Source organism: Christensenella sp. KGMB01412, assembly GCF_055522415.1.
Window position 1 is genome coordinate 25,315 of sequence record NZ_JBVFVW010000012.1, and the last position, 17,420, is coordinate 42,734.

General features: G+C 48.2%; 15 protein-coding genes and 1 tRNA gene. 7 read left to right on the forward strand and 9 right to left on the reverse strand.

Translation table 11 applies throughout. From position 1 onward, the window contains the following. Nucleotides 1-113: 113 nt before the first annotated feature. Nucleotides 114-950 carry a patatin-like phospholipase family protein gene (locus tag ACS5WU_RS12990; RefSeq protein WP_320607387.1) on the reverse strand — a complete coding sequence of 279 codons (837 nt, stop codon included), beginning with the start codon at nucleotides 948-950 and terminating at the stop codon, nucleotides 114-116. Nucleotides 951-1,293: 343 nt separating this feature from the next. Here ACS5WU_RS12990 and ACS5WU_RS12995 point away from each other — a divergent pair, with 343 nt between their 5' ends. From ACS5WU_RS12995 to ACS5WU_RS13005, 3 genes are all read left to right on the forward strand, one after another. Continuing rightward, nucleotides 1,294-1,860, forward strand: coding sequence for a MarR family winged helix-turn-helix transcriptional regulator (locus ACS5WU_RS12995; protein WP_302761743.1), 567 nt, complete (start codon nucleotides 1,294-1,296; stop codon nucleotides 1,858-1,860). 121 nt (nucleotides 1,861-1,981) lie between these two features. Further along, nucleotides 1,982-3,700: an ABC transporter ATP-binding protein gene (locus tag ACS5WU_RS13000; RefSeq protein ID WP_302761745.1), complete on the forward strand. Its 1,719-nt coding sequence runs from the start codon at nucleotides 1,982-1,984 to the stop codon at nucleotides 3,698-3,700. A 1-nt stretch (nucleotide 3,701) separates the two neighbouring features. Beyond that, entirely contained in the window at nucleotides 3,702-5,519 is a 1,818-nt protein-coding gene (locus ACS5WU_RS13005) for an ABC transporter ATP-binding protein (protein ID WP_302761747.1), read from the forward strand. Nucleotides 5,520-5,648: 129 nt separating this feature from the next. Here ACS5WU_RS13005 and ACS5WU_RS13010 read toward each other — a convergent pair whose 3' ends face one another. From ACS5WU_RS13010 to ACS5WU_RS13020, 3 genes are all read right to left on the reverse strand, one after another. Beyond that, the gene (locus ACS5WU_RS13010) at nucleotides 5,649-6,080 is read right to left on the reverse strand and encodes a DUF3795 domain-containing protein (RefSeq protein ID WP_046442458.1); all 432 of its coding nucleotides are present in this window, start codon (nucleotides 6,078-6,080) and stop codon (nucleotides 5,649-5,651) included. Nucleotides 6,081-6,250: 170 nt separating this feature from the next. After that, complete coding sequence (locus ACS5WU_RS13015; RefSeq protein ID WP_302761749.1) at nucleotides 6,251-6,607, reverse strand: hypothetical protein; 357 nt, start codon at nucleotides 6,605-6,607, stop codon at nucleotides 6,251-6,253. A gap of 150 nt (nucleotides 6,608-6,757) precedes the next feature. Then, nucleotides 6,758-6,928 (reverse strand): hypothetical protein, encoded by a 171-nt coding sequence (locus tag ACS5WU_RS13020; RefSeq protein WP_165903529.1) that lies wholly within the window; start codon nucleotides 6,926-6,928, stop codon nucleotides 6,758-6,760. Between the two features lie 184 nt (nucleotides 6,929-7,112). On the opposite strand from ACS5WU_RS13020, the gene ACS5WU_RS13025 reads away from it, so the two are divergent. Both ACS5WU_RS13025 and ACS5WU_RS13030 read left to right on the forward strand, forming a co-directional pair. Further along, nucleotides 7,113-7,346 (forward strand): hypothetical protein, encoded by a 234-nt coding sequence (locus ACS5WU_RS13025; protein ID WP_302761751.1) that lies wholly within the window; start codon nucleotides 7,113-7,115, stop codon nucleotides 7,344-7,346. Nucleotides 7,347-7,969: 623 nt separating this feature from the next. Next, on the forward strand, nucleotides 7,970-8,101 hold the full coding sequence (locus ACS5WU_RS13030; RefSeq protein ID WP_465089192.1) for a hypothetical protein: 132 nt from the start codon (nucleotides 7,970-7,972) through the stop codon (nucleotides 8,099-8,101). A 96-nt stretch (nucleotides 8,102-8,197) separates the two neighbouring features. On the opposite strand, the gene ACS5WU_RS13035 is transcribed toward ACS5WU_RS13030, so the two are convergent. The 5 genes from ACS5WU_RS13035 to ACS5WU_RS13055 all read right to left on the reverse strand — a co-directional run bounded on the left by ACS5WU_RS13035 (nucleotide 8,198) and on the right by ACS5WU_RS13055 (nucleotide 12,914). After that, nucleotides 8,198-10,036 carry an ABC transporter ATP-binding protein gene (locus ACS5WU_RS13035; RefSeq protein WP_082674849.1) on the reverse strand — a complete coding sequence of 613 codons (1,839 nt, stop codon included), beginning with the start codon at nucleotides 10,034-10,036 and terminating at the stop codon, nucleotides 8,198-8,200. Beyond that, nucleotides 10,029-11,792 (reverse strand): ABC transporter ATP-binding protein, encoded by a 1,764-nt coding sequence (locus ACS5WU_RS13040; RefSeq protein ID WP_465089193.1) that lies wholly within the window; start codon nucleotides 11,790-11,792, stop codon nucleotides 10,029-10,031. Before ACS5WU_RS13040 ends, ACS5WU_RS13035 begins: the two co-directional genes overlap by 8 nt. Before the next feature lie 71 nt (nucleotides 11,793-11,863). Next, entirely contained in the window at nucleotides 11,864-12,037 is a 174-nt protein-coding gene (locus ACS5WU_RS13045; RefSeq protein ID WP_302761627.1) for a cysteine-rich KTR domain-containing protein, read from the reverse strand. Then, nucleotides 12,034-12,498 (reverse strand): MarR family winged helix-turn-helix transcriptional regulator, encoded by a 465-nt coding sequence (locus ACS5WU_RS13050; protein WP_059109284.1) that lies wholly within the window; start codon nucleotides 12,496-12,498, stop codon nucleotides 12,034-12,036. The genes ACS5WU_RS13045 and ACS5WU_RS13050 overlap by 4 nt, the downstream gene beginning before the upstream one ends. Before the next feature lie 340 nt (nucleotides 12,499-12,838). Further along, nucleotides 12,839-12,914: transfer RNA gene (locus ACS5WU_RS13055), tRNA-Ala, on the reverse strand. A gap of 193 nt (nucleotides 12,915-13,107) precedes the next feature. Between ACS5WU_RS13055 and ACS5WU_RS13060 the strand changes: the two genes are divergently transcribed. Then, nucleotides 13,108-13,812, forward strand: coding sequence for an ABC transporter ATP-binding protein (locus ACS5WU_RS13060; RefSeq protein ID WP_046444518.1), 705 nt, complete (start codon nucleotides 13,108-13,110; stop codon nucleotides 13,810-13,812). Nucleotides 13,813-13,816: 4 nt separating this feature from the next. Beyond that, nucleotides 13,817-17,320 carry an FtsX-like permease family protein gene (locus ACS5WU_RS13065; protein ID WP_302761631.1) on the forward strand — a complete coding sequence of 1,168 codons (3,504 nt, stop codon included), beginning with the start codon at nucleotides 13,817-13,819 and terminating at the stop codon, nucleotides 17,318-17,320. The last annotated feature ends 100 nt before the right edge of the window (nucleotides 17,321-17,420 follow it).

Below are 17,420 nucleotides of genomic sequence, written 5' to 3' on the forward strand. Positions count from 1 at the left end.
AAAAAAGGCGTTGAAACGGCAGGGAAAACTTTATGGGACAGCCTTCTTGCCTTTGTTGCAGGGGCAGAATAAAAAGTCCCCTGATGGCCGGGGAGACTTTTTGATTCTATAGTTTATCTCATAAATGCAGCGGCTTTTTCGCCGTCGTGGTAGCCTTTGTCGTACAAGCGCAAAAACGCGTCCTTATCTTTGGTAAACGTACTGACGCCACAGCAGTCTGACGGGCCAATCAAAAGGGCCTTCCCCTGACGCTCAAGCTCCTTGATTTCCGCAATCTCACGGTTGTATGTTTCATGGCGGTGCGCGAGCCTGCGTACGATTTCAGGATATTTTTTCAACGTTCGCGACAGAAGCCCCATATGCTTTTGTTTGGGCTTGATATAATCCGGCGGATGTGTGATCAGTACGATGATTTTATCACAGCCATCCTCAAATGCTTTGCGGTAGGGGAGCGGATCGGAAACCCCACCGTCGAAATACAACCTGCCATTGACCGGATACGGCCTGCACGCAAGGGGCACGGCGCAGGATGCTTTGAGGATATCATAGCTATCCTGTGCAATATCGTCACGGGTAAAATAGACTGAATTGCCTGTTTGCGAATCTGTCGCAACGATATAAAAAGGGCAGGAGGTTTTTGCGAACGCTTCATAATCCAGCGGGTTTTCGCCGCCGCGGTTGGTGAGAGTGGAATAGATATAATCAAGGTTCAGGTAGGAACCTTTTTTTAACCAGTTTGAAAGGCTCATATATTCTCTTCGGAATGTGTACTCAGCAAAAAAGGTAAGCGTACGCCCATGCTGGCCCGCGAGGCAGGTGATCATATTTGCAGCTCCCGCAGATATGCCGATGCCATAATCGATTTTTGCTTTCTCATCCAAAAGGCGGTCATAAATACCGGCAGTGTATACACCGCGCATTCCACCGCCTCCGTCGATCAGTCCAATCATATTGTTTCCTCCGATATTATAATAACCTGTTTTATAATTTTATAAAAAACAAAAAAATTTTTCAACCGGGATTGTATTGGTTGCAGGCATAACTCCGCCATTATCTGCACTGGTTTATCTGATTATAAAAATTATTTACGGTACCTGTAAAAAAATAGGTTGACAAGTTTGACAGGTACCGTTATAATAAAACAACAGGTACCGTTAATAGTTGCGGCATCTGATTGAAAAACAGGAGGATTATAAAATGAATACAATAAATACAGAACTATATGAGAAGATTTCCAGGCTTCAATGGCTACTGCATAAACATCAGATGCGAGGCTATGCACAGGGAGGCCCAATGGCAGATCCTACACGCGGGCAGGGGCGGATCCTTGCGATCCTGAAAATGCAGGATGGGATTTCCACAAAGGATTTGTCCTATTTGCTGGGGATTCGCGTGTCGTCCCTCAACGAGCTGCTGGCAAAATTGGAAAAGGCGGGTTACGTTACGCGCGAACCGTCCGAGGCCGATAAACGTGTGATGCTTGTGAAGCTGACAGAAAAAGGGAGATCGGAGCAACAGAGGGAATGGACGCCGGGCGATATCTTTTCCTGCCTGAGCGCCGAAGAGCAAAGCACGTTTGGAGGATATCTCGACCGAGTTATCGCATCCTTGGAAGAAGGCTTTGCGGATGAAGAAAACGATGACGAACGCACATGGTGGATGCAGGGCGCACGCGAGCGCATGGGCGACGAAATGTTTGAGCGGTTGTTCTCGACAATGCACGGCGGACATGCGCCGCATGGATTCGATCCGCGCGCAGGTTTTATGCGGGGGCGCGGTTTCGGTGGCCTCGCGCCTGATGGGCGTGCAGACGGGCGTGGTACGCCGCCTGAAGCACCGGATGCGCCTGAGCATAAGTAACAGAACAAATTTGTAAGCTGCTGAAAAAGACAACGCTATTTCTATGATTTTCGCAGGACGTAAATGAAAAGTCGTGGCGTTGTCTTTTTTGCGGCCAAAATTCAGGAAAGAAGGTAATTTTATGTGGAAAATAATCAAACGGCTTCCCCCCTTAAAAACGTTGGGGGCGATCCTGTTTTTGTTTGTTCAGATCGGGTGTTCGCTGTATCTGCCGTATGTCACCGCAGAAATCGTTAACAATGGCGTTGCATCGGGGGATACCGGGTTAATCTGGTCAAAAGGTACGTTTATGGTCGTCCTGTCAATTATAAGCCTCGGGGGAGCTCTTTTTAATACCCTGCTCTTTTCCCAGATATCCTACAAGCTTGGCGAAGAGCTGCGTTCGGACGTTTACCGCAAAGCGCTGAAATTCTCAAGGTGTGAATTTGATAAGCTGGGAGCTTCGTCGCTTATCACGCGCAACACAAACGACGTAACACAGGTGCAGACGCTGGTGGAAATGGGACTCAAATTTTTACTGCTTGCCCCCATCCAACTCGTCGGCGGAATTGTGATGACATGGCTGCTTTCCCCTGCGATGGCAACTGTTTTTATTGCCGCTATTCCGATTTTATTGATTGCGTATTTTGTTATTTACCGGTTTGCCAGCCCGCTTTATGCCAAAATGCAAAGCCTTCTGGATAAATTAAACCTGTACTTTAAAGAAGGGCTTACAGGTGTGAAGGTGATTCGGGCATTCAGCAAAGAAAAATATGAAATGAAAAAATATGAGGCCGTAAACAAAGAATATGCAGATGCGTCCATCAAAGCAGGAACGATTATGGGCTTTTTTATCCCAATTCTTACCATGCTGATCAGCTTTGCCACACTTTTTATTGTGTGGATCGGCGGGCAGGGAGCTTCGCAGGGAACGATGGAGGTCGGTTCTATCATCGGCGCAATCAGTTATGGAGCCCAAATTTTGACGGGTTTTGCCATGCTGACGCAGGTTATCCTGTCCATCCCGCGGGGGCAGACGTCCGCAAAACGGATTAATGAGGTTCTGGATATGCCCATTACCATCAACGATCCGGATACGGAATGCAACACCGCTGATCGGAATATTTCACTCACCTTTGACGATGTCGATTTTCGCTATTTGGGTTCTGAACAAAAAACATTGTCAGGAATCAGCTTTACGGTTCATGGCGGGCAGACACTTGCGCTTATCGGCTCGACCGGCGATGGAAAATCTTCGCTTGTAAGCCTCATTTCCCGCATGTACGATGTAGAAAAAGGACATGTGCGCCTGAACGGTGCAGATGTGAGGGAGCTTTCGCAAAAGACGCTGCATGATAAGGTCAGCTTTGTGCCGCAGACCTCTACGCTGTTTTTTGGAACGATCCGCTCCAATATGCTGGTGGGAAAGCCGGATGCGACGGATGGGGAAATATGGAAGGCACTTGATATGGCGCAGGCCACAGAGTTTGTACGTGCAATGGATAAAGGGCTTGACAGCACAGTGGAAAAAGCGGGCGGGAACTTTTCAGGCGGTCAGAAGCAGCGGCTGTGTATTGCGCGCGCACTGCTAAAGGACGCGGACGTGTATGTTTTCGACGATTCGTTTTCAGCGCTGGACTTCAAAACAGACGCGGCAGTACGCCTTTCCATGAAAGAAAAAGTGAAGAATGCCGTAACGGTAATCGTTGCACAGCGCGTATGTACCGTGCAAAACGCGGACCAGATCGCCGTACTGGACGGAGGCGCGCTGGCAGGGCTTGGAACGCATGAGGAGCTGATGGCGGATAATCCGGTGTACCAGCAGGTCGTCGATTCGCAAACGTATAAGGAGGCGGCTTAATATGGGCATGAACAATCATGGCGTAATGAATCCAAATAAAATGGGGGCAATGGCAGCTCCCAAACCAAAAAATGTATGGGGCACGATCAGGCGGTTGCTCGGCTACATGAAAAAATCCGGTTTTCTTATCGTGCTCAGCGTGGCGGTTGCCATTGCCGGAACGGTAATGCAGGTTATTAACCCGAAGATGCTGGGTAACGCCACCACAGTTATTTTCGAAGGAATCAAGCAGGGAACTGGCATTGATTTTTCCGCGCTGGGAACGATCCTGCTGTTTGTGGGGCTATTGTATGCAGGCGTATTCGTTACTTCCTTTTTGCAGCAACGCCTCATGACGGTGGTATCGCAAAAAACAACCCGTGTTTTGCGTGGGGAGCTCAAAGCGAAAATGAACCGTGTACCTGTCGCATATTTTGATAAACATCAAAACGGCGAGCTAATGAGCGTAGCGGCCAACGATGTGGATAACATCGTCACCAATTTACAGCAAAGCCTTACTAGCCTGATTTCCAATGTGGTGTTGATTGTCGGCGTGCTGTGGATGATGCTTTCCATCAGCCCGCTGCTTACGCTTGTGGCGTGTGCGATGGTTCCTGCCAGCCTGCTTGTAATGAAGCTTATCACGCCAAAAGCAAGCAAATACAACAAGGAATATTTTGGTTCGCTTGGCAAGCTCAATGGCAGGATCGAAGAAACATATCAGGGTTTTTCTGTGGTTAAGAGCTTTAACGGCGAGCAGGCGGCGCTTGCTGATTTTGACGAGGTCAATGCAAAAATGTATCAGACAGGGTGGAAAGCGCGCTTTGTAGGCGGCGCATCCATGCCAGGTATGCTGCTCATACAAAACATCGCTTATGTGTTAATTGCCGCGATAGGCTGTGTGAATGTAGTATCCGGTTCGATTCTTATCGGTAATATGCAGGCGTTTTTGCAGTATTCATCACAGTTTTCCAATCCGTTGATGCAGTTTACGCAGATATGGAACAACCTGCTTTCCATGATTGCCTCGGCGGAACGCGTATTCGATGTGCTGGACGCGGAAGAGACCGCCGAGAAAGAAACCATGCTCCCGGATAAAAAAGAGGATAGCAAGGTTGCGTTTGAAAACGTGTGCTTTGGCTATGGCGATACGCCATTGATGAACGGTTTCAATCTGCATGTGAAGGAAGGCCAAATGGTGGCTATCGTAGGGCATACCGGCGCAGGAAAGACGACGCTCATCAATTTGCTTGAGCGGTTTTATGAAATACAGGACGGAAGCCTGCGCATTGACGGGACAGACGTCCGTAATATGGCGGCTGCCGAGTTGCGGTCGCATATAGGAATGGTGCTACAGGATGCGTGGCTTTTTTCCGGGACGATTTATGATAACATTAAGTATGGCAACGAAAATGCTACTGACGAGCAGATTTATGCAGCGGCTAAAGCAGCCTATGCGGATGAGTTTATCCGAAAGCTGCCGGACGGTTATCAAACGGTGCTCAGTGAAGACGCGGGAAACATCTCGCAGGGGCAGCGGCAGCTTATCACCATTGCACGGGCGTTTGTATCCGATCCGGAAATACTGGTTCTCGACGAAGCGACGTCCAATGTGGACAGCCGCACAGAGCTCATCATCCAGCAGGCAATGCGCCGGTTGCTGAAAGGCCGCACAAGCTTTGTGGTCGCACACAGGCTTTCCACCATCTATGATGCAGACCGCATTCTGGTAATGGACAGCGGGGACATCGTGGAGACAGGGACACACAAGGAATTACTGGCGCAGGGCGGAACCTATGCGGACATTTACAACAGCCAGTTTGCAAGGGATGCGGCATAAAAAAGAGGCTTCAATAAAAGAGCGCGATTACCGTTATGGCGGAACCGCGCTTTTGTTATTCCTGACAAATTAAGTTTATTCTGGCAGCAAGGCAAATTCTCATTTTCATGCCGAATGGATTTGGCCTGATTATTTATCCGTAGGGACAGGGCCTTGCCCCACTACAAAATCACCCTCGTAGTAGCGTTTGCGAATACCGGCGGATTCTTCAATCCACGCATCCATACCGTTGAGTTTCATTCTGCAAAGGTTATATACTTTCATATTGTGGGGATAGCTTACCCCTTTTGCGGAAGGGGCCAATAAGCCGCATGGGAATTCGCCGCACTCGAAACAATAAGTAACGCCCTTTTTTTCCACGCACGCCCACGTTGCACAATCACCCTGCGCCCAATAGCATTTTCCCTGCTCGCCCCTGCAGCCCCTGCACCCAACCTCGTCGGGCGGTATTCCAAGCCGGGTGGCCTCGCTGCGTTTGAATTCGTCCGTTACGTTTTCTTCAAACCAGCTGCAGTTAAAGCAATCCAACCCACAAGGCGCAGTCTGATATTTTTTATCCATGTATCATACCTCCAAACATATTATACCATACCTGCAAATATGAAGCCTGCCCGTTTGCCCCGCAACCCGGAAGAAACGAAAATCCTTTACACATTGCAAGGAAGGGCTTGTGCTTTTCCGTTTTTCTGGCGGGATAAATTCTAAAAGACCGCCTGTGGCGATTCTGTTTCTTATAACTTATTTTGCTTATCCAATTCAATCAGCCGCTTCCTTTTTGTTTCAAAATACAGGTTTTCCTCACTTAAAATGTTAGCAATCCTCTCTACGGTTTGCGCCGCGCCCTTGGCCTCCAATTCCTTTCGGAACCAGCGTATAAATAGTCTGTTTCTTGTGCGTTCGATGGCAGAATCGTCTGTCACAAGCAGCATAATGGCGAGAAGAAATTCATAGCCCTGGAAGTGGTCGACCTTAATGTCCAGCATGAGCTCCTGAACCGACAATCCCTCGCCCTCGTTCATATAATATGCAATCTTCTGGGCTCCTTCTATGTTCTGCTCCAAACACTCCAACACCTCTTTATTTAACATGGTTATACCTCTTTCACAGTGATTGCCGTTCCGGCATTGCTTGAAAGGTTTGCCAGCGCATGTTATAATATTTACGCTGTATATGCCTTTTGGCATGTGCCGGCTGGGGAAGTGGTGTAGTACGTTTGCCAACATGCGCACCGCTTCCTTTTATTTTTCATTGAGAGCTTTGATACCGTCACGCAAACCCTGCGGACGTTTCACGCCTTTTCGTTTGCAGTAATCATCAAGAATTTTCAATTCATCTTTTGTCAAACGAATATCTACACGGAAATTTCTGGGGTTTTCTGAAAAAGGACGCCCTCGTTTTTTGTTGGGCATATTCACCTCCTCTCTTTGCCAACAATTCAATTATAATTTATTACCGCCAGTAAATCAAGCGTTTTATTACCGCCAATAATTATGACTAATCGCGCAGAAAAAATGTTCCGATAATTTGTATATTGCATCATCCAATAATGTGTTATAATAATAGCATGTAAAATCTGACGGGAGATAATTACGGATGGCAAACGAAGCAACCTTAAACGATATTATGGAAGCTATTGTCGGTCTTAATCAGAAGATGGACAATAGGTTTGAACAAGTAGATAAGCGTTTTGAGCAAATAGATAAGCGTTTTGACACGCTGTACGATGAAATGGATTTACGGTTTCAGGAGCAGAATATGAGACTTGATCTCATTGAAAGCAAACTGGATCAGGTCGGTGTTAATCGTATATTGGTTTTTGGAGCGTGAAGTAGAAGTAATCAAGGCAAACCTGAAAAAGGCGCTTGATGCCGTTGCGCAGCTTCAGGAAGCAAAATAAAATTTTCATAAGCATAAGAGTCTCATATGAGGCTCTTTTTTATTTGCAAATAACCTTATTATTACAATGAATATTTCATTGGGTAATTTTACCGATGAACTAAAAAGACAGATGGATCAAATATGGCAAACAAAAAAGAAGCTTAAATAAGCCTCTTTTCATGTGTATGGTGGAACGGACTCTTTCAAATCCGAACCGTTATGTTGTTCTAAAAACATCTGTAAGCTGACGGCAGCAAGATATGAGAAAGCGACAGTTGAATATGTGAAAAAGGTAAAAGATGATATGACGGAAGCTCATAGGGCGAACGAGCGCTACTGGCAAACACTTAAGAATATTGGGATGTGGATATATTTGACGCTATCATCGGCACTGGTCATTCTCGAAATGCTGGCACGAAATCTTGGATGGTTTTGATAAAGAGGCTCACATTGATGTTATCTCAAACCAAATACGGAGGAATGAATGCCCGAAAAGAAGCGCGAAACAGAAGTACCACAGCATGTAATTAACTCGTTGGCGCGCTGCATCCTTCCAGAGATACAAGCCTATTTTGAAAGCTAAAAAGGGAAAAGGAATTTGCGAAATGGAAGGAGAAGCAACAACTCAAACGAAAGGGGGCGTGATAAAGCGGGCGGCGGTACCTTTTGATACCGCCGCCTCATTTTTTTATGTTTCGTGCTAAATTCAATCTTGATTTTGTACTATAATTTTATATGCTAATGTGATCGAAAAAGATGCCGGGCTGCCCATTTGTTACGAGCAGCCCCGCGCCTTATTCTTACGCAGCCTCAAACTGGCTGTTGTAAAGCTCGGCGTAAAAACCTCCCTTCTGCATCAGCGTCTCGTGGTTTCCGCTTTCTATAACGTCTCCGTCCTTCAAAACCAATATCACGTCCGCGTTCTTGATCGTGGAGAGCCTGTGCGCGATCACAAACGAGGTGCGCCCCTGCATGAGCTGATCCATTGCCTGCTGGATCAACTGCTCTGTTCTGGTGTCTATCGAGCTTGTCGCTTCATCCAAAATCAGCATAGGCGCGTCGTCGATCATCGCCCGCGCAATCGTGATTTGCTGCCGCTGTCCTGCCGAAAGATTGACCTTGTCATCCAAAACCGTATCATATCCCTTGGGAAGCGTGCGCACAAAGTGGTGCAGGCCAACCGCCTTGCAGGCTTTTTTTATCATATCATCCGTCACGTTCTGTTTGTTGTAAACGATGTTTTCGCGTATCGTCCCTTCAAAAAGCCATGTATCTTGCAATACCATGCAGAAAGTGGAGTGCACCTGCTCCCTGGTCATTCGGCTTATGGGAACGCCGTCAATCAGTATTTCCCCGCCATTGATTTCGTTAAAGCGCATCAGCAGGTTGACAAGCGTTGTTTTTCCCGCGCCCGTCGGGCCGACGATGGCTATTTTCTGCCCGGCCTCTACCTTGGCGGAAAAGTTTTTTATTATTATTTTGTCCGAACCCTCATAGCCGAATCTCACATTCTTAAATTCCACCGCTCCCGTGGCCTCGGGGGGCGCATCTTTTTTGTGCTCTTCGCTCTCCATCTCCTCCGCGTTCAAAAACTCAAATACGCGTTCTCCTGCGGCTGTCGCCATTTGCAGCCCCTGCGACAACTGGGCAATTTGCGTGATGGGCTGTGTAAACAGGCGCACATACACCAGAAATGCTACGATTACCCCAAAAGGGATCGCGCCGGAAAGCGCTAGTACCGCGCCTACGACGCTCACCGCCACATAGCCTATGTTGTCTACAAAGATCATGATAGGCATCATCAGCCCGGATAAAAACTGCGCCATATAGGTGTTTTTCTTCAGCTTTTTGTTGAGCCCCTGAAAGGCCTCTTGCGTCTGCCGTTCGCCATTGTACGCTTTTACGACCGTATGCCCCGCAAAGGTTTCCTCCACATGACCGTTGATTTTCCCCAGATATTTCTGCTGTCCGTCAAAATGCTTTTGGGATTTTTTCATGATCACCATCATGATCACAAAGCCTATGAGTACAGAGCCCACTGCGGTCAGCGCCATTATCCAGTTTGTTATAAACATCATGATCAGCGAACCGCCCAGCATGGTGACAGCCGCCACTAGCGTTGTAAGGCTGGTGTTGAGGTTTTGCCCCAGCGTGTCCACATCGTTTGTGATGCGCGAGAGGATATCCCCCGTGGTATTTTTATTGTAAAACCACATGGGCAGGCGATTGATCTTTTTCTCTATATCAGTCCGCAGACTTTTGGATATTTTCTGCGTGATGGTGGCCATTATCCATCCCTGAATGATGGAAAAGGCCGCGCTCAGCAAGTACAGTGAGGCTAGGAATACAGCTATTTGTACGATCCCGCTAATGTCTACCGTAGCAGACATGCCCGCCGTTATCATGTTTGTTATTTCCGACAGCCTGTTTGGACCTATGAGCGCAAGCACCGTGCCCGCAACCGCCGTTATGACGGCGATTATAAACCCCGCCACATACTTTTTGGAATAGGTGAAAAGCTGTTTCCATGTGTTTTTCGTGTCCTTGGCTTTTTTAATGGTTCCACCTGCCTCTGTTCCAAGGTCAGCCATAGCGTCCATTTTATCCGCACTGTCATTACGGATTTTTTCTTTACTCATTCTCAAGTTCCTCCTTTGAAAGCTGGGAATAGGCTATTTCCTTATATATCTCGCAGGTTTTCATCAGCTCGCGGTGTACACCCATTCCGGCGATTTTACCGTTCTCTAAAACGATGATTTTGTCGGCATCCTTGATCGTTCCGATACGCTGCGCGACGATCAGCACCGTGGCGCCCTTTGCGCGTTTTTTCAAATCACTCCGCAACCGCCGATCTGTTTTATAATCGAGTGCGGAAAAACTGTCGTCAAAAATCAGGATTTCCGGTTCCCTTGCAATCGCCCGTGCGATCGACAGCCGCTGCTTTTGTCCGCCAGAAAGGTTCGTGCCGCCCGGCGCAATGTAGCTTTCATAAGCGTTCTCCATACTTTCCACAAAATCTGTGCTTTGTGCGGTCGCGACCGCCGAAACCACCATTTCCTCAGAAACATCGTTTGCTCCGTTGGAGCCAAAAGCCACATTAGAGGAAACACTGCCCTGAAACAGTATCGCTTTCTGTGATACATACCCGATTTTGTTGCGCAGCGCCGATTGCGTATAGTCCTTGACATTGACGCCGTCTACCAAAACCTCGCCGCTTGTGACATCGTAAAACCGCGGAATCAGATTAACGACCGTACTCTTTCCGCAGCCCGTTGAGCCGATAAACGCGACCGTTTCCCCATTTTTTGCTTTGAAATTCAGGTTTTCCAGCGCATAATCCTCCGCATCGGGGTATTTGAAGTTGACATCCTTAAATTCGACCTCGCCGCTCATGCCATTTTCGGGCTCGATCAGGTATCCGTCGCGGATCACAGGCTCCGTATCCAGCGCCTCGTTAATCCTGTTTGCCGAAACACTCGCGCGGGGAAGCAGTGTGAGCACCACCACCAACATCATAAACGCCATCAGCAGTTGCACCGCATAGGAGGAGAATACCATCATATCTGAAAACAGTATGAGGCGTTCTGTGACCGCTGCCGCCGCTATCAGCGCCGCGCCGATCCAATATACCGACAGCGTCAAGCCATTCATGATCAGCTCGACTCCCGGCATCATAACCGCCATAGCGCGGTTGGCAAACATATTCGTGCGCGTGAGCGTAGCGTTTTTCTTCTCAAACTTTTCTTCTTGATAGCTCTCCGCGTTATAGGCGCGCACCACGCGAATACCAGTGAGATGTTCCCTTGATACGCGATTGATATCGTCCGTTTGCTGCTGCAGCGTCTTGAATTTCGGTATAACCAGCGCTATAAGCACGGCGGATAAGAACACCAGCGCGCCCACCGCAACGCCCGCCGAAAGCGACCACTGCCAGCTTTTGTTTACTATTTTTATGATCGCCCATATCATGAGAATGGGTGTTTTGATGAGTATTTGCAGACCGATAACAACGAAATTTTGTATCTGCGTAATATCGTTGGTCGTTCTTGTAATGAGGCTTGGAACCGTAAAGCGATTGACCTCCTCCATGGTAAACGACTGGATCTTCTGAAACAGATTGGCGCGCAACCTTGCCGAAAGATTGGACGCGATCCTTGCGGCAAACCACGCGATGGCGATGGACACCGCGGCGCTCCCCACAGTAATGAACAGCATACTGCCGCCAGCGGCTAAAATTTCGTTCATTTGGCTGCCGGGCGTTTGCACAAGCTCTGTGATTTTTCCCATGAATTCAGGCAACGTCAAATCCAGCCACACCTGAAAGAAGATGAGAATGGCACTCAGTCCGATAAAGCCCCATTCCTTTGTTGTAAGATTTTTTAATATTTTGATCAAAGCGATCCCTCCATTCGATTATAAAATAAAGAGCCAATAAAATGTTTTCACAATTTTTATTGGCTCTGCGTCTATGCGTCCGGCTCTTGTATCACTGTCGTTTTTAAATTTTTCAGATTGATCAGAACGCTTCTCCTGCATTTTGGACAAAACAGCGGAAATCGTTCCAGCACCGTATCATATCGGGCTTTGATTCTGGTCTTGCTTTCGCAAATGGGACAAAGCACCCAGGTTCCCTCATTCAATCACCCTCACGTCCTTTCAGCTCCGCAATACCGTTTTGACAGCATTCTTCATAAATAGCAAGAAACATAAGCAACACTTCATTCTGCTCTAATGTCAACCGCTCCAATGCTCTTTGGCCAATCTGCTGTAAAGGCTCTACAATGCCTTTCGCATATTTTTTTCCTTCTTTGCGTAGCTTCACCTGTTTGTTCCTGCGGTCGGATTTGATTTCCACAAGCTCCACATAGCCCTGCTCCCAAAACGATTTCACGATCATATTCACGCTTTGCTTGTTAAACTGGCATTGTTCGCAAATCAACTTTTGCGTGCAATCCTCTTGATTTTCATAAATAACCTCCAGTACGGCAAGACTCATGGGTGTTAGGCCTACTAATTTCGCATACTCTTCAAACAATCTGTTGACAGAATTCCATTTCTCCATCATTTTTATCTCTAGCTCTTTTAAGCCTTTGCGGTCCATACGCGCCTCCTGTTGGTACAAAAATAAAATGGTTGTTATTTTGGACTATTATATTGCGGATTGCCTGTTTTGTCAAGAGAGCTTGCGTAAATATTTCGTTAACAAAAGATATGTCAACTCAAATGAAAGGGTACCGGCAGTAGTTTTTCGCAAATTAGCAGAAACAGACGATGCGACTGTCGTATCAATTATGTACCATCGTCATTTTACCTATAATGTGTATGCAATGATTTATGCAAACAAATGCTGGTGAGAAGTTCTTTTTGTCTCACAAAAGAACCGCTGAACTGCAAAAAATCCACTGTCGCCTTCGGCTAGGTGGATTTTCGCATTTCATGTGTGGTGGAGCATAGGAGATTCGAACTCCTGACCCCCACAATGCCATTGTGGTGCGCTACCAGCTGCGCTAATGCCCCAAAATTTGATCTGCAATGAATTATATCATGGGAAAGAAATTTTGTAAATGCGTTTCTGTATGGAAAATAAGTCCATTAATATATTCAGAGACCGGATTTTATGAGGTATTCAAATTCAATTCATACTTTTGGGCTATTATGATATAATAATATCGCTGTAAAAACGCGGGTTTGAAAGGGCGGCAGGATACAGATGGACAGTTTTGTTCAGGTAAAAGACGTATACAAAAGATACCGGATGGGCGAGGTCACGATAGCCGCGTCCAATGGGGTTTCCTTCGAAATAGAAAAAGGCGAATTCGCGGTGATTGTCGGATCGTCGGGCGCGGGAAAAACAACGGTGCTCAATATCCTCGGCGGCATGGATCACTGCGACGAGGGCTCTATCATTGTGGACGGGCAGCTTGTCAGCAGTTATTCGTCAAAGCAGTTGATCGAGTACAGGCGCTACGACATTGGATTTGTGTTCCAGTTTTATAATCTGGTGCAAAACCTGACGGCAAAAGAAAACGTAGAGCTTGCCACACAAATTTGCAGGGAGCCGCGCGACGCGGAAACAGTGCTGCGCGAAGTGGGGCTGGGGGAACGGCTCGATAATTTCCCGGCGCAGCTTTCCGGCGGGGAACAGCAGCGCGTTTCCATTGCCCGTGCGCTCGCAAAAAACCCAAAATTGCTATTATGCGACGAGCCGACGGGCGCACTCGATTCGGAAACGGGAAAAACGATTTTGAAGCTGCTTCAGGATACCTGCAGGCAAAAGCATATGACGGTTATAGTGATTACGCATAACCATGCAATCACTCCAATGGCAGACAGGATTATCACGATGAAAAACAGCAAGGTGGAGAGCGTGAAGCTCAACGAGCATCCGGTACCGGTAGAGGAGATAGAGTGGTAGGCGTATGAAATCCAACTTGGTTAAGGAAACGCTGCGAGAAATATGGAAAAGCCGCAACCGTTTTTTTTCGATATTAGGAATCGTTGCGTTGGGCGTTGCTTTTTTTGTGGGAGTCAAGGTAAGCTGCCCTGATATGAAGCTTACCATGGAGCATTACTATGAGGATACAAACCTTGCGGATATGCACCTAGCTTCCACTTATGGGTTTAATGAAAACGACCTGAAAGCCATCGAGGCGGAGGCGGGGATTCGCGGAATTATGCCTGCCTATTCGGTGGACGCTTTTGTAGATACCGGTTCGCGCGCCGATACGATTGTTAAGGTGCTTTCTTATGACACCAAAGCCCAAAGGGATACGAATAACGACATCAACCGCCCTGTTTTAAAGGAGGGGCGCATGCCCGAAAACCCGGGCGAATGCGTGGTGGAGAAGAATATCCATTCGCCAAAGGAATTTGAGATTGGCAACCAGATTTCCCTGCTCCCCGGAAAAAAGGACGATGACATATCCGATACGCTAAAGGTAGATAAATTCACGATCGTTGGGATTGTGGAGTCGTCTTCCTTTATTTCGTTTGATCGTGGAAAAACACAGATCGGCGATGGGGAAATCGATACGTTTATGTTTATTCCGGCGGAGGATTTCAATCTTGACGTGTATACGGACGTGTACCTGACGCTTGATTCCACCGCAGGGCTTTCGCCCTTCGAGCAGCCTTATAAGGACGCGGTAGCAGCCGCTGTCAAACAGTTTGAAACGGTGGCTGATTCGCGTGAGGAGCTGCGTTACGACGAAATCAAAAGCGACGCGCAGCAGCAGATTGACGATGCGAAAGCCGAGCTTGCGGATGGGGAGCAAAAGCAGCAGACAGAGCTTGCGGATGCACAGCAAAAAATAGATGACGCGCAGCAGCAGCTGGACAGCGGCAGGAAAACGCTGGAACAAAAGCGGCAGGAGTATAACGACCAGATTGCCGCAGCCCAACAGAAAATAGAGGATTCCCGCAGCCAGATTGCAGATGGGGAAAAGGAATATGCGGCGGGTCTCGCGGAGTATCAGGCGGGACTTGCCGAATTTGAAGCGCAAAAACCGGATGCAGTGCAAAAGCTTGAAGAACTTGAGGCGCAGGCGGGAAGCCTGCGGCAGCAGATTGCGGACGGAGAACAGCAGATCACCCAGGGGCGTACGCTTGCAAACGGCGTAAAAAGTGTAAGGGATTCCTTTGCGAATACGTTTGTACCAGACCTTTCCTATCTTCCTGCTGAGGTTGCGGCTGTTATCAACGCTTCTTCGGCGCTTGACGTGCTATTACCTGAGGGCACATTGCCGCAGGGGGTGAGCGTGAAGGATATGCTGCAGCAATATATACAGCTTGATCCTTCGGATCCATCGCAGGCCGCGCAAAAGGTGGCGCTTGGAACGCAGCTTGACGCGGTGGTAACCGGCGTTCATGCTGCGCTCGATGGGATGGAAGAGCAGCTTGCGCCTGCAAAGGCCGGACTTGAACAGCTTCAGCAGGGAATCGATGACGGTTATGCGCAGCTTGGAGCGGCACAGGGCCGGCTGGACGAAGCAAAACAAAAGCTTGACGCATCACGCGCACAGCTTGACGACGCGCAAAATCAGGTGGATTCCGGTCAGGCGGAGCTTGACAATCAGAAAAAATCAGGCGCGCAGGCCCTTGCAGATGCTCAGGAAGAGCTGGACGACGCGGACGCGAAGCTGGCACAGGCGCGAATCGATTATGAGAACGGTAAAAAAGAATCTGATGAAAAAATCGCGGATGCAAAGGAGCAGATCGCAGATGCAGAGCAAAAGCTTGCGGATGTAAAGCAGCCGGTTTGGTATGTGTGGGACAGGGATAACAATCCGGGGTATTCCAGCTATCAGGAGGACGCGGAAAAGGTGGAATCGATTTCGCAGGTGTTCCCTGTATTCTTTATCCTTGTAGCAGCGCTTGTGTGCCTGACGACAATGACGCGCATGGTGGAGGAGCAGCGCACCCAGATCGGAACGCTCAAGGCTCTTGGCTACAGCAGCCGCGCAATTATGGCGAAATATTTGTGGTATGCGATCCTCGCAAGCGTAATTGGCAGTATAATCGGCCTGTGCGTTGGGTTTACGCTCATGCCGGCGGTGATTATCAACGCATATCAGCTGCGTTATTTTATGCCCGCGCCGATCACGCCGTTCCGTCTCGATTATGCTTTGATCTGTACGGCGGTTGCGGTTGCGTGCACAGGCTTATCCGCATGGGCCGCGGGATATAAAGAGCTGCGGGAGCATCCTGCCCAGCTGATGCGGCCCAAGGCCCCGCCTTCCGGAAAGCGGGTATTGCTTGAAAAGTGGACGGCGCTTTGGCAGAAGCTTAATTTTACGACCAAGGTGACGATCAGGAACCTGTTCCGGTATAAAAAACGCGTGCTCATGACAATAATCGGCATCGCAGGGTGTACTGCGCTGATGCTGACCGGATTTGGGCTGCAATATTCGATTGGCGTAATCGTTACGAAGCAGTTCGACGAGATTTTTGTTTACGACGCAATGGGCGCGCTTGACAGTGAAATTACGGACGATGGAATCGCAAAGGTTGAGCAGCGGCTTACGGATATGCCCGGGGTAAGGGACGACCTGATGATTTCCTATCAGGGGATGGACGCGGAGGCAGCGGGAAAAAAGGCGAGCGTAAGTACGTTTGTGCCGCAGCAGCCTGATAAGATAGGCGATTATATTGTGCTGCGTACGCGGGAAGGGCATACGCCCTTGCGTCTTTCGGACAGCGGGACGATCATCAATGAAAAGCTGGCAAAGCTGCTCAGCCTCAAAGTGGGCGATACCTTTACGCTCGAGGATGCGGACGGGAATCAGGCGGACGTACTGATTGAAGGCATTACGGAAAACTACACGATGAATTATGTATACATGACGCCAGGCTATTACAGCCAGGTATTTGGTAAGGCCGCGCCTGTCAATAGCTTTGTGCTGAACGCGCAGGAGGGTGCGGATATCAGCGCCCTTTCGGAAGAAATCCTGCAAAATGACGAGGTACAGGGGGTTTCCCTTGCGGAAAGTACGGTGTCCCAGTTTGGGGATATTGTAGACAGCCTTGGCAGTATTGTGCTCGTGCTGATCGTGTCTGCGGGAGCGCTCGCGTTTATCGTGATGTATAACCTTGTGAACATCAATGTAACAGAACGGCTTCGCGAGCTTGCAACCATCAAGGTGCTTGGTTTTTACGATAAGGAGGTTTCGGCCTATATCTATCGTGAAAACACAATATCAGCGGTGATTGGGATGCTTGCCGGCCTTGTGGGCGGGATATTCCTGGAGAAATTTGTAATTTCGACTGCGGAGGTGGATATTGTGATGTTTGCGCCGGAAATACCCTTTACGGCATTTTTGTATTCCGGTCTGCTCACCATGGCGTTTGCGCTTATCGTAAATTTTGTACTGCATTTCAAGCTCAAAAAGATCGATATGGTGGAATCAATGAAGTCAATCGAATAAGAATCGTTTCACATTCTGTAAAGCCTGCTTTGACGCTTTTGCCCGGCGTCCGGCAGGCTTTTTTTGATTGCAAGTAAAATAGCAATTAAATTTTACTTGT

Coding starts and splice junctions, on each gene's coding strand:
- ACS5WU_RS12990 (WP_320607387.1), bottom strand. CDS start 950: ATGATTGGACTGATCGACGGAGGCGGTGGAATGCGCGGTGTATACACT.
- ACS5WU_RS12995 (WP_302761743.1), top strand. CDS start 1,294: ATGGCAGATCCTACACGCGGGCAGGGGCGGATCCTTGCGATCCTGAAA.
- ACS5WU_RS13000 (WP_302761745.1), top strand. CDS start 1,982: ATGTGGAAAATAATCAAACGGCTTCCCCCCTTAAAAACGTTGGGGGCG.
- ACS5WU_RS13005 (WP_302761747.1), top strand. CDS start 3,702: ATGGGCATGAACAATCATGGCGTAATGAATCCAAATAAAATGGGGGCA.
- ACS5WU_RS13010 (WP_046442458.1), bottom strand. CDS start 6,080: ATGGATAAAAAATATCAGACTGCGCCTTGTGGGTTGGATTGCTTTAAC.
- ACS5WU_RS13015 (WP_302761749.1), bottom strand. CDS start 6,607: ATGTTAAATAAAGAGGTGTTGGAGTGTTTGGAGCAGAACATAGAAGGA.
- ACS5WU_RS13020 (WP_165903529.1), bottom strand. CDS start 6,928: ATGCCCAACAAAAAACGAGGGCGTCCTTTTTCAGAAAACCCCAGAAAT.
- ACS5WU_RS13025 (WP_302761751.1), top strand. CDS start 7,113: ATGGCAAACGAAGCAACCTTAAACGATATTATGGAAGCTATTGTCGGT.
- ACS5WU_RS13035 (WP_082674849.1), bottom strand. CDS start 10,036: ATGAGTAAAGAAAAAATCCGTAATGACAGTGCGGATAAAATGGACGCT.
- ACS5WU_RS13050 (WP_059109284.1), bottom strand. CDS start 12,498: ATGGACCGCAAAGGCTTAAAAGAGCTAGAGATAAAAATGATGGAGAAA.
- ACS5WU_RS13060 (WP_046444518.1), top strand. CDS start 13,108: ATGGACAGTTTTGTTCAGGTAAAAGACGTATACAAAAGATACCGGATG.
- ACS5WU_RS13065 (WP_302761631.1), top strand. CDS start 13,817: ATGAAATCCAACTTGGTTAAGGAAACGCTGCGAGAAATATGGAAAAGC.